Here is a 21,501-nt window from a genome sequence, read left to right as displayed (position 1 = left end):
GACTCCTTCTTACTTCTTGGACGGGTGCTTGGGCCGCTGCGGGCCCTTGCGCTGTCCGGACTTGGCTTGGCGTGAGGAGCCGGACGCGGGCTTGCCCGCCGGCTTCGGCTTGTCGTCCTGCGGTGCGTCCTGCTTCTGCAGCGAGGTTTCGGCCTCCGACTCGGTCGAGTCGGTCTCCTTCGCCGCACCGGGCTGGGTCGTACCACTCTGACGCTTCGCCTTGGTCTGGCGCTTGGGCTGCTGGCGCTTCTGTGCGGATCCGCCCTCGGCCTCGGCAAGAGTGGTATCGCTCTTCGTCACCGTGCCGTCCTCCTGGGCAGCGAAGCCGAGCTTGGCCAGCCCAGTGATGAACTTCCGCTCGATGTCGTTGCGGTCCGAGCCCTTGGCGACGACCCGCTTGACCGTGTTGCGCCTCGTCCGGCCGCGCACCTCACCGTGAGCGGTGACGCTCTTCAGCAGACGTTCCAGGTACTGGTTCTGCGCCTTGCTGCCCGGGGTCGGGTTCTGGTTGATCACGTACATCTGCTGACCCATGGTCCAGACGTTGGTGGTCAGCCAGTAGACGAGGACACCCACGGGGAAGTTGATGCCCATGACGGCGAAGATCAGCGGGAAGATATACATGAGCATCTTCTGCTGCTGCATGTACGGCGTCTTGACCGTCAGGTCGACGTTCTTCGTCATGAGCTGGCGCTGCGTGAAGAACTGCGACGCCGACATCAAGACGATCATGACCGCGGTGACCACGCGGACGTCGGTCAGCGAGGCACCGAGCGCTTCGACCTTGGCCGCGCTGTCCGTGAACTTGGCGGCGAGCGGAGCACCGAAGATGTGTGCCTGACGGGCGCTGTCGAGCAGCGGCTGGTCGATGACACCGATCGTCTTGCCCGAGGCGATGGCCGAGAGCACGTGATAAAGGGCGAAGAAGAACGGCGACTGCGCCAGGATGGGAAGGCACGAGGAGAGCGGGTTGGTACCCGTCTCCTTGTACAGCTTCATCATCTCTTCGGACTGACGCTGCTTGTCGCTCTTGTAGCGCTCCTGGATCGCCTTCATCTTCGGCTGGAGCACCTGCATGTTCCGGGTCGACTTGATCTGCTTAACGAAAAGCGGGATCAGGCAGATCCGGATCAGCACCACCAGGGACACGATGGACAGGCCCCAGGCCCAACCCGTGTCATCGCCGAAGATCGCTCCGTACAGCGTGTGGAACTGGACGATGACCCACGAAACGGGGTAAGTGATAAAGCTGAACAGACTGGCAATCGTGTCCACTAATCAGGCTCCTTGAGCATTGGGCGAAGTCTCTGCGGCCGGGCTCGGGGGTTCGGAGGCCGTCCCCCCGGGAGGCACATCAGCGGCGGAGTCCCCGCCCTTGCTGCCACGCAGTGCATTACGCAGCAGTTCGTGCCAACGCGGACGTTTGCGTGGCGGAACGTGGTCCACGCCGCCGGGTGACCACGGATTGCACCGCAGGATGCGCCATGCTGTCAGCGCGGTTCCCTTGATCGCTCCGTGCCGGTCGATCGCCGTATATCCATAGTGGGAACACGACGGGTAGTAACGGCAGACAGGCCCGAGGAGTGGGCTGATCGTCCACTGGTACAGCTTGATCAGAGCCAGCAGCGGGTACTTCATCGCGCGCCCCCTCCCAGCAGCCGCTGAAGGGCGGCGTCCAGGTCTCGGGCCAGCTGTTCATGGTCGGCGTCGCCCGATCCGGGCAGCGCTCGTACGACAACCAGGCTACCGGGGGGCAGCATGGCCAGACGATCGCGGACCAGATGGCGAAGCCTCCGCTTCACCGCTGTGCGTACGACCGCTCCACCCACGGCTTTGCTGACAACGAAACCCGCACGCGGCGGGGGAGCACTCTCCCCAGTCACGTGCGGGTCCGTTGCACCGCTGCGTAGATGGACGACGAGTAGCGGGCGTCCGGCCCGGCGTCCTCGACGTACTGCGGTCGCGAAGTCCTCGCGCCGCCTCAGCCGATTCTCGGTAGGCAGCACGTCATGACCTGTACGCGATCAGGCGGACAGGTTGGCGCGACCCTTGCCACGGCGGGACGCGAGAATCGCGCGGCCGGCACGGGTGCGCATACGCAGCCGGAAGCCGTGGGTCTTCGCGCGACGACGGTTGTTCGGCTGGAAGGTGCGCTTGCTCACTCGGGGGCTCCAGAAATGATTGTGTGTTGGCGGGACATCGCCTGGCTGTCACCGTGCGCCCACGAGAGACTCGCGTAAACGCCTTAGTGCACCGCTTCACAATCACAGATCGTGATCTTTGCCCATCGGAGGCAGGCGGCAGCAGCCATCGACAACTCGACCTGGTCACGGTACGCGCGGCTACGCCATCCGGTCAAACCGGCCTCACAACGACCCGCGCTGTACACAGCCTGTGGACAACAACTTGAACCTCACGGGTCGGCCTGACTACCGTGGCTGGACTGCGGTTCTTTTCTTCCCGCCTGCCGGGCCTCACCCGTCCCGACCCATCCCGTCCCGAGAACCACACATTCGTGGGACCAGCGAGAGAGCGTGCCTTGTGGCTGACGTACCTGCCGATCTTGCCGCAGTGTGGCCACGAGTGCTGGAGCAACTTCTCGGGGAGGGCCAGCAGGGCATCGAGCCGAAGGACAAGCAGTGGATCGAGCGCTGCCAGCCGCTCGCGCTGGTCGCCGACACCGCGCTGCTCGCCGTCCCCAACGAATGGGGGAAGCGCGTCCTCGAGGGCCGGCTCGCTCCGCTCATCAGCGAGGCCCTGAGCCGCGAATGCGGACGCCCGATCCGGATCGCGATCACCGTCGACGACTCGGCGGGCGAACCGCCGAACCCGCCGGCGCCCCCCATGCACCAGTCCCAGCAGCCGCAGCAGCACCGCTACCAGGGACCGCAGCACGACGAGCGGCAGCACAACGACGCGTACGACGGATACGGCCACCGGTCCTCGGACGACGGCATGCCCACGGCCCGCCCCGCCTACCCCGACTACCAGCAACAGCGCCCCGAGCCCGGCGCCTGGCCGCGCACCCAGGAGGACCTCTCCTGGCAGCAGCCCCGGCTCGGCGGATTCCAGGAGCGCGACGCGTCCGCGGAGCAGTGGCGTGAGCAGCAGCACGACTACCGCCCCCAGCAGCAGCACGACTACCGGTCCCAGCCGCCCGAGCGCCACGGTTACGAGCAGCAGCGCCCCGAGCGCCACGACATGCCGGAACCCCAGGCCCAGCACCGGCAGGGCGGTCCCGGCACCGGACGCCCCGGCGGCGCCACCGGACCGATGGGCGCACAGCCCGCACCCGCGCCCGGTCCCGGCGAGCCCCATGCCCGGCTGAATCCGAAGTACCTCTTCGACACCTTCGTCATCGGCGCGTCCAACCGATTCGCGCACGCGGCCGCCGTCGCCGTCGCCGAGGCACCCGCGAAGGCGTACAACCCCCTCTTCATCTACGGGGAGTCGGGGCTCGGCAAGACCCACCTGCTGCATGCCATCGGGCACTACGCGCGCAGTCTCTACCCGGGCACCCGGGTGCGCTATGTGAGCTCCGAGGAGTTCACCAACGAGTTCATCAACTCGATCCGCGACGGGAAGGGCGACACCTTCCGCAAGCGGTACCGCGACGTGGACATCCTCCTGGTCGACGACATCCAGTTCCTGGCAAGCAAGGAGTCGACGCAGGAGGAGTTCTTCCATACCTTCAACACGCTCCACAACGCCAACAAGCAGATCGTGCTGTCCTCGGACCGGCCGCCCAAGCAGCTGGTCACCCTGGAGGACCGTCTGCGGAACCGTTTCGAGTGGGGTCTGACCACCGATGTGCAGCCTCCGGAGCTGGAGACGCGCATCGCGATCCTCCGCAAGAAGGCAGTGCAGGAGCAGCTCAACGCTCCGCCGGAGGTCCTGGAGTTCATCGCCTCCCGCATCTCGCGCAACATCCGGGAGCTCGAGGGTGCGCTGATCCGGGTGACGGCCTTCGCCAGCCTCAACCGGCAGCCGGTGGATCTCGGACTGACCGAGATCGTACTGAAGGACCTGATCCCGGGCGGCGAGGACTCGGCTCCGGAGATCACGGCGACGGCCATCATGGCAGCGACCGCCGACTACTTCGGTCTGACCGTGGAGGACCTCTGCGGATCCTCACGCAGCCGGGTTCTGGTGACGGCTCGCCAGATCGCGATGTATCTCTGCCGTGAGCTGACAGACCTCTCACTGCCCAAGATCGGCGCGCAGTTCGGCGGCCGCGACCATACGACGGTGATGCACGCGGACCGCAAGATCCGTGCGCTGATGGCGGAGCGGCGGTCCATCTACAACCAGGTCACCGAGCTCACCAATCGCATCAAGAACGGCTGACAGAGCGCCGGTACGGCTTCTGCCACGACTTCACGCACGGCGCCGAGGGCGCCCCTGCCGGACTTCCAGCAGGGGCGCCCTTCGTCTTTCCTGCCCGCATCCACGCGGCCGAGGCTTGCGGAGGCATGCATCGGACGTGGTCCTTGAAGCCTGCCTGCCGACCACCGGGAGCTCTTCCGCCAGCTACTGGGAGCTCTTCTGCCGACCTCCCGAACGCCTCTGTGGGGCTGAAGAGACACCTCGGCGGGGCTTCCGAAGGCCTCCCGGAGCCCCTCGCAGCCCCATCCGTACACCTCCGCCCCGGTCCCGGTGTTCGAATACACGCCGCCGACCTGCGGTTCTCCACAGATCTGGGGAAAATCTCCCCTCCACAGCCTGGGGATCGCGAAGTTGTCCATATTGCTTCCACAGGGGCGACTGCCGATACTCCATCAGGCCAGGTCAAGAGCCTGGGGATTTGTGGTCAACAGTGATCCACAGCCTGTGGACAAAATACTCGTCCACAAGGACCCTTCGATGTTGTCCACCGACGGCGCACAGGTGGGGTTGTGTTGTCCCCAGCTTCTCCACACCCCTGTCCACTGTTCGGCAACACAACACCTGCCTTCACCTCGCGGAGTGAAAGGCGTCACACCAAGGAGCCCGGTTGGGCTGTGGGGAACCTGGGTAAAACTGGGGACAGCCCTGGGGAGAAACACCCCTGTCCTGTGCATCGGGTGTGCAGAACTTTTGCGTGTCCACAGAAACGCCGGGTTGTCCACCGATGCCACCCACAGGACCGGTGGATAAAAAACTGGACCTGACCTGGGAAAACGACGTTATCCACGGTTTCCACAGCCCCTACTACTACTGCCACATAGAGTTAGCTCGGATTCCGCTTCGAAGTGGGTGCTGTGCACAACTCGGCGCCGGAGCTCTCCGAACCTCTTGTCGCGACTTGACCCCGAGCAGCACCGAGTGTCGGTGCGGTAGGTCAGACTGGTCCCCGGACGTCCTCCCCCTGCCATCGGCGGAGCGACCCCGATCAGACGACGAAGGCCAGCAGGGCGAGCGAGCAACAGCAGGAGGCGGTTCCGGTGAAGATCCGGGTGGAGCGCGATGTACTCGCGGAGGCGGTGGCCTGGGTGGCCCGCAGCCTTCCGGCCCGTCCGCCGGCGCCCGTTCTTGCGGGCCTTCTTCTGAAGGCTGAGGACGGCGCCCTCAGCTTCTCCAGCTTCGACTACGAGGTCTCGGCCCGGGTCTCGGTGGACGCCGAGGTCGAGGAGGACGGCACGGTGCTCGTCTCCGGCCGACTGCTCGCCGACATCTGCCGCGCCCTTCCCAACCGACCGGTGGAGATTTCCACCGACGGTGTACGGGCCACCGTGGTCTGCGGCTCCTCGCGATTCACACTCCACACCCTTCCTGTGGAGGAATACCCGGCGCTGCCGCAGATGCCGACGGCGACAGGCACGGTCCCCGGCGAGGTCTTCGCCTCGGCCGCCGCCCAGGTCGCCATCGCCGCGGGCCGCGACGACACGTTGCCCGTCCTGACCGGTGTGCGGATCGAGATCGAGGGCGACACCGTCACCCTGGCGTCCACCGACCGCTACCGCTTCGCGGTCCGCGAGTTCCTGTGGAAGCCGGAGAACCCGGACGCCTCGGCCGTCGCCCTGGTGCCCGCCAAGACGCTGCTGGACACCGCCAAGGCGTTGACCAGCGGTGACACGGTGACGCTGGCGCTGTCCGGCTCGGGTGCCGGTGAGGGTCTGATCGGTTTCGAGGGCGCGGGCCGGCGTACGACCACGCGACTGCTCGAAGGCGATCTGCCGAAGTACCGGACGCTGTTCCCCACCGAGTTCAACTCGGTCGCCGTCATCGAGACCGCCCCGTTCGTCGAGGCCGTCAAGCGCGTGGCCCTTGTCGCCGAGCGGAACACCCCGGTGCGGCTCAGCTTCGAGCAGGGCGTGCTGATCCTGGAAGCCGGATCCAGCGACGACGCACAGGCTGTGGAGCGCGTCGACGCCGTGCTGGACGGCGACGACATCTCCATCGCCTTCAACCCGACCTTCCTGCTCGACGGGCTCAGCGCGATCGACTCCCCGGTCGCTCAGCTCTCCTTCACGACGTCCACCAAGCCCGCGCTGCTCAGCGGCCGGCCGGCGGTGGATGCCGAGGCGGATGACGCGTACAAGTACCTGATCATGCCGGTCCGCCTCTCCGGCTGATCCGGCGACCGGTCCTGTCACGGCAGCTTCCGACGGGCACGCTCAGAGCCGTGCATGCCCGTCGGTCTGTCCCCGGCCGGGCGTAGGCTCGGCCTTGGGTACGAATCGGCACAACGCTTAAGGAATCTCTGATGGAGCTCGGTCTCGTCGGCCTCGGCAAGATGGGCGGCAACATGCGCGAGCGCATCCGCCGCGCAGGCCACACCGTCATCGGTTACGACCGCAACCCGGACGTCTCCGATGTCCACAGCCTCGAAGAGCTTGTGGGCAAGCTGAAGGGCCCGCGGGTCATCTGGGTGATGGTCCCGGCCGGTGCCGCGACCCAGTCCACGATCGACGAGCTGGCCGCGCTGCTCTCGCCCGGCGACATCGTCGTGGACGGCGGGAACTCCCGCTGGACGGACGACGAGAAGCACGCGGTCGAGCTGGGCATCAAGGGCATCGGCTTCGTCGACTGCGGTGTCTCGGGCGGCGTCTGGGGCCTGGAGAACGGCTACGCGCTGATGTACGGCGGCGACGCCGAGAACGTGGCGAAGGTCCAGCCGGTCTTCGACGCGCTGAAGCCGGCGGGCAACTTCGGTTCCGTCCACGCGGGCAAGGTCGGCGCGGGCCACTTCGCGAAGATGGTTCACAACGGCATCGAGTACGCCATGATGCAGGCCTACGCCGAGGGCTGGGAGCTGCTGGAGAAGGTCGACTCCGTCACCGATGTGCGCGAGGTTTTCCGCTCCTGGCAGGAGGGCACGGTCATCCGTTCCTGGCTGCTCGACCTGGCGGTCAACGCGCTGGACGACGACGAGCACCTCGACAAGCTCCGTGGCTTCGCCGCCGACTCCGGTGAGGGCCGGTGGACGGTGGAGGCCGCGATCGACAACGCGGTGCCGCTGCCCGCGATCACCGCGTCGCTCTTCGCGCGATTTGCCTCGCGCCAGGACGACTCCCCGCAGATGAAGATGATCGCCGCGCTGCGCAACCAGTTCGGTGGCCACGCGGTCGAGAACAAGAAGTAGCCGCACCGAGGGCGGGCCGGACCAACATCACCGGCCCGCGCTGCGGAGCACGGAGCAGGAAGCCGGGAAGGTCGGCGTACACCCATGCATGTCACGCATCTCTCGCTGGCCGACTTCCGCTCGTACGCCCGGGTCGAGGTACCTCTCGACCCGGGCGTCACCGCGTTCGTGGGGGCGAACGGTCAGGGCAAGACGAATCTGGTCGAGGCCGTCGGCTACCTCGCGACGCTCGGCAGCCACCGCGTCTCCTCCGATGCGCCGCTGGTGCGGATGGGCGCGGACCGGGCTGTCATCCGGGCCGCCGTCACCCAGGGCGAGCGCTCGCAGCTGATCGAACTGGAGCTCAATCCAGGTAAGGCCAATCGCGCCCGGATCAATCGATCGTCGCAGGTCAGACCCCGTGATGTGCTGGGGATCGTACGGACTGTGCTGTTCGCGCCCGAGGATCTGGCGCTCGTCAAGGGCGATCCCGGGGAGCGTCGGCGCTTCCTTGACGAGCTGATCACTGCGCGTTCGCCGCGGATGGCCGGTGTCCGCTCGGACTACGAGCGGGTGCTGAAGCAGCGCAACACCTTGCTGAAGTCCGCGGCGATGGCGCGCAGACACGGCGGCCGGTCGATGGATCTGTCCACCCTCGACGTGTGGGACCAGCATCTGGGCCGGGTGGGCGCGGAACTGCTGGCACAACGGCTGGATCTGATCGCGACTTTGCAGCCGCTGACGGAGAAGGCGTACGAGGATGTCGCGCCCGGTGGCGGCCCGGTGACGCTGGAGTACCGCAGTTCGGTCGGTGCGGGTGCGGAGCCCGCCCGGACCCGTGACGAGCTGTACGAGCAGCTGCTCGCCGCTCTCGCGGAGGTCCGTAGGCAGGAGATCGAACGGGGCGTGACCCTGGTCGGTCCGCACCGTGACGATCTGCTGCTGGGACTGCGCGGGATGCCCGCCAAGGGGTACGCGAGCCATGGCGAGTCCTGGTCGTACGCGCTGGCGCTGCGGCTTGCCTCGTACGATCTGCTGCGCACCGAGGGCAATGAGCCGGTGCTCGTGCTGGACGATGTCTTCGCCGAGCTGGACGCGCGGCGCCGGGAGCGGCTGGCGGAGCTGGTCGCTCCCGGCGAGCAGGTGCTGGTGACGGCGGCGGTGGACGATGACGTTCCGGGTGTGCTGGCGGGAACGCGGTATGCGGTGTCGGCGGGCGAGGTGAAGCGGATATGAGCGGCTCCGTCGATCCGGCGAAGGGCTCTGCCGGCGGCCTGCAGGAACCGTTGGGCGAGGCGAAGCAGCCGGAGGCGTCCGGCGTCGACCTCGCGCGGGTGGCCTTGCGCGCCGCGAAGGAGCAGGCTCGGGCGCGCGGCGCCGCGGCGCAGCAGAAGAAGCAGGCCAGACGGGGCGGAGGGCTGCGTTCAGGCGCGCGGGCGGACGGGCGCGATCCGTTGCCGCTCGGCGCCGCGATCAATCGTCTGATCACCGAGCGCGGCTGGGAGACCCCTGCGGCGGTGGGTGGCGTGATGGGCCGCTGGCCGCAGATCGTGGGTGAGGATCTGGCCAATCACTGTGTGCCGCTGCGGTACGACGAGGCGCCCGAGGAGCGGGTGCTCACAGTGCAGTGCGATTCGACGGCGTGGGCGACGCAGCTGCGGCTGCTGGCGCCGCAGCTGGTCGCCCGGCTGAACGCGGATCTGGGGCACGGCACTGTGAAGTTGATCAAGGTTCTGGGGCCGGGCGGTCCGCAGCGCAGATTCGGTCCGCTGCGTGCGCCGGGGAGCACCGGCCCTGGCGACACATACGGCTGACCTACGGGCTGACCTGGGCTTTTCTTGCTCCGCGCGGTTCTGTACCTGTTTCGGCGGCTGCCGTTCCGTGGGCCGGAGAGGTTTGGTTGCGGTGGTGTGCTGCCTTTTCTGCGGTGATGTCCATTGCTTCGGTGATGTGTGGGTCTGTGCAGATTGAAACCCTGCGGTGTGGCCGAGGCGTCCCTCACCGTAGCGGGAGGTTGACAGGCCGAAGCGCTGAATGCCCGCGTGAGCCTCTTGAGGCCCCTTCCTGGATATGGGGAGTCGTCAGGCGCTCATTCAGGGCGGCACATGCGGACTCAGGTACCGGCAAACCCTCATTCATGTCGGCGCTACCGGTAGACTGGTGAACAATCCCGCATCCTTGCGGGAGTCGTCGATACAAGCCGAACGACGCAGCCGCTCCCGCTTGTCCGGAGAACGGCCTGTGCTGTGCCAGAAAGGGCGCTTCGTGGCCGATTCCGGCAACCCCAACGAGAACATTCCGTCCACACCCGGTGAGGGCGGCGAGGCGGCTGCCTCGTACGATGCCAGCGCGATCACCGTCCTCGAGGGCCTGGACGCGGTCCGCAAGCGACCTGGCATGTACATCGGCTCGACCGGTGAGCGTGGACTCCACCACCTTGTGCAAGAGGTCGTCGACAACTCGGTCGACGAAGCCCTGGCCGGGCACGCGGACACCATCGACGTCACGATCCTTGCCGACGGCGGGGTCCGAGTGATCGACAACGGTCGCGGTATCCCTGTCGACATCGTGCCGTCGGAGAAGAAGCCCGCGGTCGAGGTCGTGCTGACGGTGCTGCACGCCGGCGGCAAGTTCGGCGGCGGCGGATATGCCGTTTCCGGCGGTCTGCACGGTGTCGGTGTCTCCGTCGTGAACGCCCTGTCGACGCGCGTCGCCGTCGTCGTCAGGCGGGACGGTTACCGCTGGACCCAGGATTACAAGCTCGGTGTGCCCACGGCGCCGCTGGCCCGTAACGAGGCCACCGACGAGACCGGTACGACCGTCACCTTCTGGGCCGACGGCGACATCTTCGAGACCACCGAGTACTCCTTCGAGACCCTGTCGCGCCGCTTCCAGGAGATGGCGTTCCTCAACAAGGGCCTGACGATCAAGCTCACGGACGAGCGTGAGTCGGCGAAGGCGACGGCGGGCGCGGATGTCGCGGAGGTCGTCGAGGTCGCCGAGGAGGAAGCGGCCCGCACGGTCACGTACCACTACGAGGGCGGCATCGTCGACTTCGTGAAGTACCTCAACTCCCGCAAGGGCGACGTCATTCACCAGTCGGTGATCGACATCGAGGCCGAGGACAAGGAGCGACTCCTCTCGGCCGAGATCGCGATGCAGTGGAACACGCAGTACAGCGAGGGCGTCTACTCCTTCGCCAACACGATCCACACGCATGAGGGCGGTACGCACGAGGAGGGCTTCCGTGCGGCGCTGACGACTCTGGTCAACAAGTACGCGCGGGACAAGAAACTGCTGCGCGAGAAGGACGACAACCTCACCGGTGACGACATCCGTGAGGGTCTGACGGCGATCATCTCGGTGAAGCTGGGCGAGCCGCAGTTCGAGGGCCAGACGAAGACCAAGCTGGGCAACACGGAGGCGAAGACCTTCGTGCAGAAGGTCGTCCACGAGCATCTCACGGACTGGTTCGACCGGAACCCGAACGAGGCCGCGGACATCATTCGCAAGGGCATCGCGGCGGCCACGGCCCGCGTCGCGGCCCGCAAGGCGCGCGACCTGACCCGCCGCAAGGGGCTCCTGGAGAGCGCCTCGCTGCCGGGCAAGCTGAGCGACTGCCAGTCGAACGACCCGACGAAGTGCGAGATCTTCATCGTTGAGGGTGACTCCGCCGGTGGTTCGGCGAAGTCCGGCCGTAACCCGATGTACCAGGCCATCCTGCCGATCCGAGGCAAGATCCTGAACGTCGAGAAGGCCCGGGTCGACAAGATTCTGCAGAACACCGAGGTCCAGGCGCTGATCTCGGCCTTCGGCACCGGAGTCCACGAGGACTTCGACATCGAGAAGCTCCGCTATCACAAGATCATTCTGATGGCGGACGCCGACGTCGACGGTCAGCACATCAACACGCTGCTGCTGACGTTCCTCTTCCGCTTCATGCGGCCGCTGGTCGAGGCCGGCCACGTCTACCTCTCCCGCCCGCCGCTCTACAAGATCAAGTGGGGCCGCGACGACTTCGAGTACGCGTACTCGGACCGCGAGCGCGACGCCCTGGTCGAGCTCGGCAAGCAGAACGGCAAGCGGATCAAGGAAGACTCGATTCAGCGCTTCAAGGGTCTCGGCGAGATGAACGCCGAGGAGCTGCGCATCACGACGATGGACGTCGACCACCGCGTGCTCGGCCAGGTCACGCTGGACGACGCGGCGCAGGCCGACGACCTCTTCTCGGTGCTGATGGGTGAGGACGTCGAGGCACGGCGCTCGTTCATCCAGCGCAACGCCAAGGACGTCCGCTTCCTCGACATCTGAGTCGGCCGTACCAAGCAAGCCGCAGCTCGAAAGGACTTTGACCAGCAATGGCCGACGAGAACACCCCTGTGACCCCTGAAGAGGAACCCGCAGCCGCGGGTGTGGGCATGCGTGTCGAGCCCGTGGGGCTCGAGACGGAGATGCAGCGCTCCTACCTCGACTACGCGATGTCCGTCATCGTGTCGCGTGCGCTGCCGGACGTACGGGACGGCCTCAAGCCCGTCCACCGCCGTGTGCTGTACGCCATGTACGACGGCGGGTACCGGCCCGAGAAGGGCTTCTACAAGTGCGCCCGTGTCGTCGGTGACGTCATGGGCACGTACCACCCGCACGGCGACTCCTCGATCTACGACGCGCTCGTGCGACTGGCGCAGCACTGGTCGATGCGTATGCCGCTGGTCGACTCCAACGGCAACTTCGGTTCTCCGGGCAACGACCCGGCCGCAGCCATGCGGTACACCGAGTGCAAGATGATGCCGCTGTCCATGGAGATGGTCCGGGACATCGACGAGGAGACCGTCGACTTCCAGGACAACTACGACGGCCGCAACCAGGAGCCGACGGTTCTGCCGGCGCGCTTCCCGAACCTGCTGGTCAACGGTTCCGCGGGCATCGCGGTCGGTATGGCGACCAACATCCCGCCGCACAACCTGCGCGAGGTCGCGGCCGGTGCCCAGTGGTACCTGGAGCACCCGGAGGCCTCGCACGAGGAGCTGCTGGACGCCCTGATCGAGCGGATCAAGGGCCCGGACTTTCCGACCGGTGCGCTCGTCGTCGGCCGCAAGGGCATCGAGGAGGCGTACCGCACGGGCCGTGGCTCCATCACGATGCGCGCGGTCGTCGCGGTCGAGGAGATCCAGAACCGGCAGTGCCTGGTCGTCACGGAGCTTCCGTACCAGACCAACCCCGACAACCTCGCGCAGAAGATCGCCGACCTGGTCAAGGACGGCAAGGTCGGCGGTATCGCGGACGTCCGCGACGAGACGTCCTCGCGCACCGGCCAGCGCCTCGTGGTCGTGCTGAAGCGAGACGCGGTCGCCAAGGTCGTACTGAACAACCTGTACAAGCACACCGATCTGCAGACGAACTTCGGCGCGAACATGCTGGCGCTGGTCGACGGGGTGCCGCGCACGCTGTCGATCGACGCGTTCATCCGCCACTGGGTGACGCACCAGATCGAGGTCATCGTCAGGCGTACGAAGTTCCGCCTGCGCAAGGCGGAGGAGCGGGCGCACATCCTGCGCGGTCTGCTCAAGGCGCTCGACGCGATCGACGAGGTCATCGCCCTCATCCGGCGCAGCCAGACCGTCGAGATCGCGCGTGAGGGCCTGATGGGCCTGCTGGAGATCGACGAGATCCAGGCGAACGCGATTCTGGAGATGCAGCTGCGCCGACTGGCCGCGCTGGAGCACCAGAAGATCACGGCCGAGCACGACGAGCTCCAGGCGAAGATCAACGAGTACAACGAGATCCTGGCGTCGCCGGTGCGGCAGCGGCAGATCGTCAGCGAGGAGTTGGCGGCGATCGTCGACAAGTTCGGCGACGACCGGCGCTCCAAGCTGGTGCCCTTCGACGGTGACATGTCCATCGAGGACCTGATCGCCGAGGAGGACATTGTCGTCACCATCTCGCGCGGCGGCTATGTGAAGCGTACGAAGACGGACGACTACCGCTCGCAGAAGCGCGGCGGCAAGGGCGTCCGCGGCACGAAGCTGAGGGAAGACGACATCGTCGACCACTTCTTCGTGTCGACGACCCACCACTGGCTGCTGTTCTTCACCAACAAGGGCCGGGTCTACCGTGCGAAGGCGTACGAGCTTCCGGACGCCGGCCGGGACGCACGCGGTCAGCACGTCGCCAACCTGCTGGCCTTCCAGCCGGACGAGCAGATCGCCGAGATCCTGGCGATCCGTGATTACGAGGCCGCGCCCTATCTGATCCTCGCCACCAAGGGCGGCCTGGTGAAGAAGACCGCGCTGAAGGACTACGACTCCCCGCGTTCCGGCGGCGTCATCGCGATCAACCTCCGCGAGACGGACAACGGCGCCGAAGGCACCGCCGACGAGCTGATCGGTGCTGAGCTGGTCTCGGCCGAGGACGATCTGCTGCTCATCAGCAAGAAGGCCCAGTCCATCAGGTTCACTGCGACGGACGATGCGCTGCGCCCGATGGGCCGTGCCACCTCGGGCGTCAAGGGCATGAGTTTCCGCGAAGGCGACGAACTGCTCTCGATGAATGTCGTCAGGCCCGGTACGTTCGTGTTCACTGCCACTGATGGTGGGTACGCGAAGCGGACCGCCGTCGACGAGTACCGCGTTCAGGGTCGTGGCGGCCTGGGTATCAAGGCCGCCAAGATCGTGGAGGACCGGGGCTCGCTGGTCGGCGCGCTGGTGGTCGAGGAGACGGACGAAATCCTCGCCATCACGCTCGGCGGCGGCGTGATTCGTACGCGAGTCAATGAAGTCAGGGAGACGGGCCGTGACACCATGGGCGTCCAACTGATCAATCTGGGCAAGCGTGACGCGGTTGTCGGCATCGCACGTAACGCCGAGGCCGGTCGCGAGGCCGAAGAGGTCGACGGGGATGCGGACGCCGAGGCGACTGCAGAGAACCCTGTCGAGGGCACTGTCGAAGGCACGTCGCCTTCGGCCGGGGAGCACGAGGAGTAGAGCGTGAGTGGAGCCACGGGCGCCGGTTCGGCCGCTTCCGGAGCTGGAGCGAACGGTGCCCGTGGCCCTGCCACGGACTCCCAAGGGGGCACTGTGACGGACACCCGGGGGCCTCAGCCCCAGTACGAGGGATACGCGACCGGGCCGTTGCCCGGTGAGCGTGAGCCCGCACCGGGGCAGGCAGGCGGGCCTTACCACCCGCCGCAGGCGTACCCCTCGCCCGCGGGCGGGACGCAGGGCGGCCCGCCCGCAGGCGCGCAGCACGGCGGCGCGCAGGGCGTCGGTGCCGCTCAGGCGGCCCGTCGCCCCCGGACGGGGGCGCGGACCACCCCGCGTACCCGCAAGGCGCGACTGCGGGTGGCGAAGGCCGACCCGTGGTCGGTGATGAAGGTCAGCTTCCTGCTCTCCATCGCGCTCGGCATCTGCACGGTGGTGGCGGCCGCGGTCCTGTGGTTGGTGATGGACGCCATGGGCGTCTTCTCCACCGTGGGCGGCACCATCAGCGAGGCGACCGGTTCCAACGACAGCAACGGCTTCGATGTGCAGTCGTTCCTGTCGCTTCCGCGCGTCCTCATCTTCACGTCGGTCATCGCGGTGATCGACGTCGTGCTGGCTACTGCGCTGGCGACGCTGGGAGCCTTCATCTACAACTTGTCGGCCGGCTTCGTGGGCGGTGTCGAGCTCACGCTGGCCGAGGACGAGTAGGGCTGCGGGTATCGATTTTGGGACTGGCCCCGACGTGCGCTAATCTTCAGAAGTCAGCGCGCAGCGCGGCGGGGCTATAGCTCAGTTGGTTAGAGCGCATCCCTGATAAGGATGAGGCCACAGGTTCAAATCCTGTTAGCCCCACAGTGACAACAGAAGGCCCGGTACCTCTTCGGAGGTGCCGGGCCTTCTGCGTTGCCGGGCTGCTGGTGAGGGCCGTGGTGGGTTGTACGGGGGACGCCGGGTGCGACGGTCGTACGAGGGCGTGTGTGGTTCTACGGGATGCGCGCATGGCAGGGGTGTGCAGGGTTCCGCGGCGCGGGCTGCACGGCTTCGGGGGGATCGCAGCGCGGGGCGCGGGACCGGCCCTGCTGGGGCAGGGGATCGCGCGATCGGTATCCGTGGAGCAAGGCCTCGCGGGACTGTGCGGCGGTCCGCCATGGCCCTGGTGGGCACGGTAAGTGCCGGCCGCGGCTGCCCGGCGCGCGAAAAGGCCCCTGGTCCGGTGTGAACCGGACCAGGGGCCCTGTGCGTCAGTGGCGCTGCTCTCAGGGTGGCAGGAGGGACGCGTCCCTCGCCGGGGCCCCGTGGGCGGTTCGGGCGGCACCGGTGGTGTTCGTGGCGCCCAGGGTGTCCCTCATGTCCATCGACAGATGCCTGGCGGCCGGGGAGGAGCCGTGTGCCTCGGCGCGGATGCGCTGCTTCATCGTGGGCGGCAGCGACCTGTCACGCGGAAGGGTCCATCGCACCGACGGGGTGGTCGCGGTTGCCGCGGTCGCACCCGTGTGCTCGTGAGTCGGGGCCGTCGGCTGCGCGGCCGCGGCGGGGGTGCTGATGAGCCCCATCGACGCGAGAAGTGCGAAGAAGGCGGTGATGAAGGCGGTCCAGATGTTCTTGGCCTTGAAGGTGCTCATGGCCCCTCGCTTTCGGGTGGTCCGGTTTGCTTGCCTTTCTGATGATGTGGATGTGGCTCGCGATTTCAGGGACCGACGCCGCAGATCCGCCGATCTTCAGATGAACACCACTCGTATGGTGTAACCGGGCTGGACGAGTCGGTGCGGAGCCGGGCGGGATGGCCGCTTTTGTCCGGGAACCGGTCTGGTCGCAGGTAGGTCACCGATCGGTATCGGTCGGTGTGTATAGTCGGGCGGCAGAAGTCCCCTACGTCAAGGAAAGACGAGGTCGCGCGGTGAAGAAGCTTCTCCTGATCGCACTGGCCGCCATCGGCGGGCTCCTCGTGTACCGCCAGATCCAGGCGGATCGCGCCGAGCAGGATCTGTGGACGGAGGCGACTGACTCCGTGCCCGCAGGTTCGGGTGTCTGAGACAGAACAGCCTTGTGCGGGCCCCGGTCGCTGAGCGACCGGGGCTTCGTGCTGTTGCGGAACCGTGATGCCTGTGCTCTTGAGTTCGCCTACGCAAATCAATAGGTTGCGAAAGCAAAGAAGCCGGTATTCGGTTGAGGGGGCACGGGTGGGAGCACGGAACCATTGCCGCACTTCGGTAGCAGGAACATGGATCGGCGGGGCGCTGCTCGCCCTGGTCGCGGGCGCGATGCCCGCCACCGCGGCCGGCGGGGCTGCCGACGGCACATCCGCCGCCCCGGCCACGACCTCCCGGGACGGCAGCAGCAGCCTGGTCATGGTGCTGGACTCCTCCGGCTCGATGGCGGACGACGACGGTACGGGCCGGACCCGGATGGAGTCGGCCCGTACCGCCGTGGGCACCGTCGTGGACGGTCTCCCCGACGGCTACCCGACCGGTCTGCGGGTGTACGGCGCCGACCGGCAGCGGGGCTGCACGGACACCCGGCTCGTCCGCCCGGTGCAGGCGCTCGACCGGGCCGCAGTGAAGCAGGCCGTGACGGACCTGCGGCCCAGGGGCGACACCCCGGTCGGGTTTTCCCTGCAGAAGGCCGCGAAGGACCTTCCCGAGCCCGTGGACGGCTCCATCGGGACGCGCACGATCCTGCTGATCTCGGACGGCGCGGACACCTGCGGTACGCCACGGCCCTGCGAGGTGGCCGAGCGGCTCGGCAAGGACGGGACCGGGCTGCGGATCGACACCGTCGGCTTCCAGGTGAAGGGCAGAGCCCGCGAGCAGCTCGAATGCATCGCGGAGGCGGGCAACGGCCGCTACTACGACGCACCGGACGCCAAGTCGCTGGCCAGGCAGTTGCAGCGGGCGGCGCAACTCTCCTCGGACGGCTACAGGTTCCGTGGCAGGCGGGCCGTGGGCGCCGCCACCGGCGACCGGGCGCCGGTGCTCGTCCCCGGGCAGTATCTGGACACCGTCGGGCCGGGCGAGAAGCGGTACTACGCGGTCGGTCTGGACGCCGTGTCCACGGCGGACTTCTCGGCGACGGCGGTGCCGCAGCCCGGGGCTGCTGTCGACACCTTCGACGCACTGCGTACCAGCATTGCGTACGGCACTGACAGTTCCTGCGCGACGGACACGGCGCGCTTCTATCAGACGAAGGGCGCGACCCCGCTGACCTCGGCGGTCGCCCGCATCCCCTCCGCCGAGGGATCTCGCGGCTGCGACCGGGCGGGCCGCTACTGGCTGGTGGTGGAACGGGAGAGCAAAAAAGGCTCCGATGCCGCGCAATGGCCGCTGGAGCTCGTGTACGGGGTGGAGGCGCCGCTGAAGAAGGGCGTCACGCCTGCCGCGTCCGCGCCGGAGTACGGGGCGGGGGGCAAGAACGCGGTGCCGGCCTCCGGCAACCCGCGTGATGTGCGGGGCGGCACCGGATTCAACGACGCCGAGAAGCTCGGCAAAGGGGCGTGGCGCGACCGGATTCTGCCGTCGCAGACGCTCTGGTACAAGGTTCCGGCGGGATGGGGCCAGCAGGTGCGCTACAACGTGGAGTTCGCCAACGAACCCACGGTCGAGAGGGTCGCCCCGATGTACTCGTACGGTGCGACGCAGCTGTTCACACCGGCCCGCTTCCCGGTCGGCGGCGGCGCGGAGTTCACCTCGTCGACCCTGTACAGCGGCCGTCCGGCGGCGATCAGGATGGGTTCGGTACCGGTCGCCTGGACCAACCGCTACGAGTACCGGTCAACGGTCCGACCGGTGCATGCCGGGGGTGAGTTCTACATCTCGGTGACGCTGGGCGCACAGGCCGCCGAGATCACCGAGAACGCACGGATCGGTGTGGTGCTGCGGGTGTCGGTACTCGGGGACGAGCGGGCAGGGCCGGAGCACCATGCCGCCGTTATCGCCGAGAAGCCGGACGAAGGAGAGCGCAAGTGGGCGGACAAGAAGGGCAATTCGGCTTCGCCCGGAGACAGCGGCGGTACGGGCGGGGCAGGATGGACCGGCGTTGCGGCCGCTGCCGGGGCGGGCGCCGTGGTGGTGGTGATCGCCGGGCTCGTGTTCGTACGCGGCGGCCGTCGGTCGGCCACACAGACGACGAGGGGAAGCGCGTGATGAGGCAGCGCAACAGGGGCCGGACGACGCTGGCCGCGGCCGCGGCGATGTGCGCGGTGGTGGCGCTGCCGGGGCAGGCGTACGCGGCCGGTGAGCCTGCCGCGTACACCTTCGACCCCGGGGCGAAGAGGGTCCGGGGCGCGGAGGTCAGCACCGATGCGTCGGACCTGAAGACCGGATCGGTCTACAGGAGCTCGATCAAACCGGGCGAGAAGCTCTACTACCGCCTCGTTCTCGACGCCACCGCGAACGCGTACGTCTCGGCGGTGGTCGTACCCGAGGCCGGTGGCAAGGTCGCGTACGGGGACGGCATCACGGTCAGCATCAGGGACAGCACGGACCTGCAGTGCAGTTCCGAGCACGCCCGCTTCGAGGCGGCTGAGTTCCCGCATCCGATCGCCGCGTACGCCTACCGGATCACGGACAAGGACAGCAGCACCTGCCAGGACGGCGGTACGTACAACGTCCTGATCGAGCGGGAGAGCAAGGCCACCTCGACGCCCGACGCCTGGGACCTGGAGCTCCGTTACGAGTCGGAGCCGAAGCTGAAGAAGGGCGGGACGACACCGACCGAGGCGCCGGAGGACTGGCCCTCGGCGTCGCCGACACCGCCCACGCAGGCCAAGAAGGAGGAGGAGAGGCCCGGCGGCACGAGCTATTACGACGCCACCAGCCTGGATACCGGCACGTGGAAGGACGGCATCGAGCCGGGGCAGACCCTCTTCTACCGGGTGCCGGTGGACTGGGGACAGCAGATCTTCGTCGGCGTCGACCTCGGCAACAGTGTCGGCGGCTCGGACGAGTACGTCGGCAACGCGCTCGCAGTCTCCCTGGACAATCCGGCGCACGGCCATGTCGACAATGCCTCGCCGCTGTCGTACTCCGGCAACCCCGCCTCGGTGTCGCTCGATCCGCTGCCCCCCGTGGCGTACGAGAACCGCTTCACGTCCCGCGCCGACGAGAGTGCCATGCGGTTCGCGGGCTGGTACTACCTGTCGGTGTCGCTCAGCCCGGAGGTCGAGAAGGCCTACGGGAAGAAAGCGATCCCGATGACTCTCAGGGTGCAGGTCGAGAACGCGGCGGAGACATCGCCGTACGAGGGTTCCGCCGGAGTCTTCGGTGTGACGCAGGACGACAAGGACATGGCCAGGAGCGGCCAGAGCGCACCTCAGGCCGACAAGAGCGACACGATGAAGACGGTGGGCGCGGCCGGGATCGGCGCAGGCGCCGCGCTGGTGCTCGGGCTCGGGGCGTGGACGCTGCTCGCGCGTCGCCGCACGGCGGCCGCCGCAGGCGGTCCTGCCGGTGGTACGGCCGGGCAGCAGCCGTACGGAGGGCCGCCGCAGTCCTGGTGACAGCGGCTGCGACCACCGGGCCTCAGGCCTGGGTCAGTGCCCAGATTCCGACGGCGAAACAGATCAGCGCCACCAACAGGACCGGGATCGCCACCTTCGGCGGCGGTCCCGGACGCTTCTGCGCTGCCGGTGCGGGAGCGGCGGCCATGGGGTGGGCCGGGGGCGATGCCGGAGCGACGTGCGGGGGAAATCCCGCCCCGGGATGCGGAACCTGCTGCTGCTCGGCGGTGTATGCACGAGTAGGAACCGGTTCGCGCCGCACCGCGGATGTCGGAGCCTGGGAGAGATCCGATGGGGCGGCAGGGAAGGGGGAACCCATATGCGCCGGGAGCGGATTGGGGGCAGCGGCAGGCTGTGCCGGCTGGGGCAGTGGTGTGGGCGGCTGCCGCGGAGGCGGGGCGAGATGGAAGCTGCCCGTCTCCGACATCGGGGAGGGCGGCGGGGTCTGCTGCTGTGCGGCCTGGCCCGTCTGTGGGACGTGGCCCGTGTGTGCAGTGTGGTCGGCCGGGGAGGGGGGCCGGGGGGTGACGATCGGACCTTCGGGGCCGAAACCCGCGGGCAGCGGTCCGAGTTGGTCGAAGACCTCCACCGGTTCGTCTTCTGCACCCGGCTCCGGCAGCATCTCGACCGCGGCCGTCAGCGCCTTGCGCGCGCCGGTGGCCGTGCGGAAGCGGGCCTGCGGATCCGGCTGCAGAAGACCTGCGAGGACCTGCCACAGCGGTTCCGGAATGCCTTGCGGGGCGCCGGGGGTGCCGTGCGAGGCGAAGTATTCGACGAGGGCCCGGGCGTCCGGTTTCTTCCCCTGCAGCAGATAGAGCGCGACAAGCCCCACGGCGAAGAGGTCCGCGGGGAAGTCGGGCTCCGCGCCCATCATCTGCTCGGGCGCGAAGTAACCCGGCGTTCCCACCACATAGTTGGTCTCGGTCAGGCGGGGCTCGCCCTTGCGCATGGAGATGCCGAAGTCGGAGAGCCGCAGGTGCGGCCGGCCGGTGCCGGTGGCCTCCATCAGGATGTTGGCGGGCTTGATGTCGCGGTGCACGACTCCTTCCGCATGCACCGTCGACAGTCCGGACAGCAGCTGGTCGAGCAGCGTGCAGACGAAGCGCGTGGGCAGCGGACCATAGTCACCGATGACATGCGCAAGCGAGCCGCCGCTCACCAGATCCATGGTGAACAGGACCTTGTCGTCGTCCGCGGCCCAACTGGCCGGGGCGAGCACATGCGGATGCTCGATCCGCAGGGCCTGTTCGCGGACGAAGCGCAGCAGCGTGTGTGCGTCGCTCTGCTGAAGAACCTTGGCCGCCACGTACCGGCGGCGCCGGTGGTCCCAGGCTCGCCAGACGGCGCCGACGCCACCACGTCCGATCGGATCGATCAGCTCGTACCGACCAGCGAAGACCTCACCCATTGCGCTGTGCCCGCTCCCAGTTCCTGTTTTGGCCCGTGCCCGGCTCTCGGGGGTAGTGCACCAGGATCTTTCGTCCGGA

The 21,501-nt window shown here is 67.8% G+C and carries 17 protein-coding genes and 1 tRNA gene; 12 read left to right on the top strand and 6 right to left on the bottom strand.

All coding sequences use genetic code 11. The features are described from left to right. Positions 1-9: 9 nt before the first annotated feature. The 4 genes from yidC to rpmH are packed head-to-tail and all read right to left on the bottom strand — an operon-like array spanning position 10 to position 2,162. Entirely contained in the window at positions 10-1,275 is a 1,266-nt protein-coding gene (yidC, locus tag AB0I23_RS13995; protein ID WP_359109453.1) for a membrane protein insertase YidC, read from the bottom strand. A gap of 3 nt (positions 1,276-1,278) precedes the next feature. Further along, positions 1,279-1,638 (bottom strand): membrane protein insertion efficiency factor YidD, encoded by a 360-nt coding sequence (gene yidD, locus AB0I23_RS13990; RefSeq protein WP_078840445.1) that lies wholly within the window; start codon positions 1,636-1,638, stop codon positions 1,279-1,281. Further along, positions 1,635-2,006 (bottom strand): ribonuclease P protein component, encoded by a 372-nt coding sequence (rnpA, locus tag AB0I23_RS13985; protein WP_078840444.1) that lies wholly within the window; start codon positions 2,004-2,006, stop codon positions 1,635-1,637. The genes yidD and rnpA overlap by 4 nt, the downstream gene beginning before the upstream one ends. A gap of 18 nt (positions 2,007-2,024) precedes the next feature. Continuing rightward, the gene (rpmH, locus tag AB0I23_RS13980) at positions 2,025-2,162 is read right to left on the bottom strand and encodes a 50S ribosomal protein L34 (RefSeq protein ID WP_030930485.1); all 138 of its coding nucleotides are present in this window, start codon (positions 2,160-2,162) and stop codon (positions 2,025-2,027) included. 379 nt (positions 2,163-2,541) lie between these two features. Between rpmH and dnaA the strand changes: the two genes are divergently transcribed. The 9 genes from dnaA to AB0I23_RS13935 all read left to right on the top strand — a co-directional run bounded on the left by dnaA (position 2,542) and on the right by AB0I23_RS13935 (position 15,372). Continuing rightward, a complete protein-coding gene (dnaA, locus tag AB0I23_RS13975; RefSeq protein WP_359109452.1) occupies positions 2,542-4,347 on the top strand; it encodes a chromosomal replication initiator protein DnaA in 1,806 nt (601 codons plus the stop codon). A gap of 1,076 nt (positions 4,348-5,423) precedes the next feature. Further along, on the top strand, positions 5,424-6,554 hold the full coding sequence (dnaN, locus tag AB0I23_RS13970) for a DNA polymerase III subunit beta (protein ID WP_030930479.1): 1,131 nt from the start codon (positions 5,424-5,426) through the stop codon (positions 6,552-6,554). A gap of 131 nt (positions 6,555-6,685) precedes the next feature. Continuing rightward, positions 6,686-7,564, top strand: coding sequence for a phosphogluconate dehydrogenase (NAD(+)-dependent, decarboxylating) (gene gnd, locus AB0I23_RS13965; protein WP_359109450.1), 879 nt, complete (start codon positions 6,686-6,688; stop codon positions 7,562-7,564). 84 nt (positions 7,565-7,648) lie between these two features. Further along, positions 7,649-8,779 carry a DNA replication/repair protein RecF gene (recF, locus tag AB0I23_RS13960; RefSeq protein WP_359109449.1) on the top strand — a complete coding sequence of 377 codons (1,131 nt, stop codon included), beginning with the start codon at positions 7,649-7,651 and terminating at the stop codon, positions 8,777-8,779. Next, positions 8,776-9,357, top strand: a complete 582-nt coding sequence (locus tag AB0I23_RS13955) for a DUF721 domain-containing protein (protein ID WP_359109448.1) — start codon at positions 8,776-8,778, stop codon at positions 9,355-9,357. Before recF ends, AB0I23_RS13955 begins: the two co-directional genes overlap by 4 nt. Before the next feature lie 427 nt (positions 9,358-9,784). Continuing rightward, positions 9,785-11,854: a DNA topoisomerase (ATP-hydrolyzing) subunit B gene (gene gyrB, locus AB0I23_RS13950; protein ID WP_359109447.1), complete on the top strand. Its 2,070-nt coding sequence runs from the start codon at positions 9,785-9,787 to the stop codon at positions 11,852-11,854. A gap of 47 nt (positions 11,855-11,901) precedes the next feature. Next, positions 11,902-14,523: a DNA gyrase subunit A gene (gyrA, locus tag AB0I23_RS13945; RefSeq protein ID WP_359109446.1), complete on the top strand. Its 2,622-nt coding sequence runs from the start codon at positions 11,902-11,904 to the stop codon at positions 14,521-14,523. Positions 14,524-14,616: 93 nt separating this feature from the next. After that, positions 14,617-15,228 carry a DUF3566 domain-containing protein gene (locus AB0I23_RS13940; RefSeq protein ID WP_359109445.1) on the top strand — a complete coding sequence of 204 codons (612 nt, stop codon included), beginning with the start codon at positions 14,617-14,619 and terminating at the stop codon, positions 15,226-15,228. Between the two features lie 70 nt (positions 15,229-15,298). After that, positions 15,299-15,372 (top strand) — tRNA-Ile (locus tag AB0I23_RS13935). Between the two features lie 404 nt (positions 15,373-15,776). Here the strand turns inward: AB0I23_RS13935 and AB0I23_RS13930 are convergent. Further along, positions 15,777-16,142, bottom strand: coding sequence for a DUF6344 domain-containing protein (locus tag AB0I23_RS13930; RefSeq protein ID WP_359109444.1), 366 nt, complete (start codon positions 16,140-16,142; stop codon positions 15,777-15,779). 275 nt (positions 16,143-16,417) lie between these two features. On the opposite strand from AB0I23_RS13930, the gene AB0I23_RS13925 reads away from it, so the two are divergent. The 3 genes from AB0I23_RS13925 to AB0I23_RS13915 all read left to right on the top strand — a co-directional run bounded on the left by AB0I23_RS13925 (position 16,418) and on the right by AB0I23_RS13915 (position 20,014). Then, on the top strand, positions 16,418-16,552 hold the full coding sequence (locus AB0I23_RS13925) for a DLW-39 family protein (protein WP_208857699.1): 135 nt from the start codon (positions 16,418-16,420) through the stop codon (positions 16,550-16,552). Between the two features lie 229 nt (positions 16,553-16,781). Beyond that, positions 16,782-18,659 (top strand): vWA domain-containing protein, encoded by a 1,878-nt coding sequence (locus AB0I23_RS13920; protein WP_359109483.1) that lies wholly within the window; start codon positions 16,782-16,784, stop codon positions 18,657-18,659. Then, positions 18,659-20,014 carry a hypothetical protein gene (locus AB0I23_RS13915; protein ID WP_359109443.1) on the top strand — a complete coding sequence of 452 codons (1,356 nt, stop codon included), beginning with the start codon at positions 18,659-18,661 and terminating at the stop codon, positions 20,012-20,014. The genes AB0I23_RS13920 and AB0I23_RS13915 overlap by 1 nt, the downstream gene beginning before the upstream one ends. A 22-nt stretch (positions 20,015-20,036) precedes the next feature. Here AB0I23_RS13915 and AB0I23_RS13910 read toward each other — a convergent pair whose 3' ends face one another. Beyond that, entirely contained in the window at positions 20,037-21,422 is a 1,386-nt protein-coding gene (locus AB0I23_RS13910) for a serine/threonine-protein kinase (protein WP_359109442.1), read from the bottom strand. Between the last annotated feature and the right edge of the window lie 79 nt (positions 21,423-21,501).

It is taken from the genome of Streptomyces atratus (genome assembly GCF_040655115.1).
GTDB lineage: Bacteria > Actinomycetota > Actinomycetes > Streptomycetales > Streptomycetaceae > Streptomyces > Streptomyces atratus_D.
Note: the sequence above shows the minus strand (reverse complement) of the source record. Positions and strands in the feature narration are given on the sequence as shown.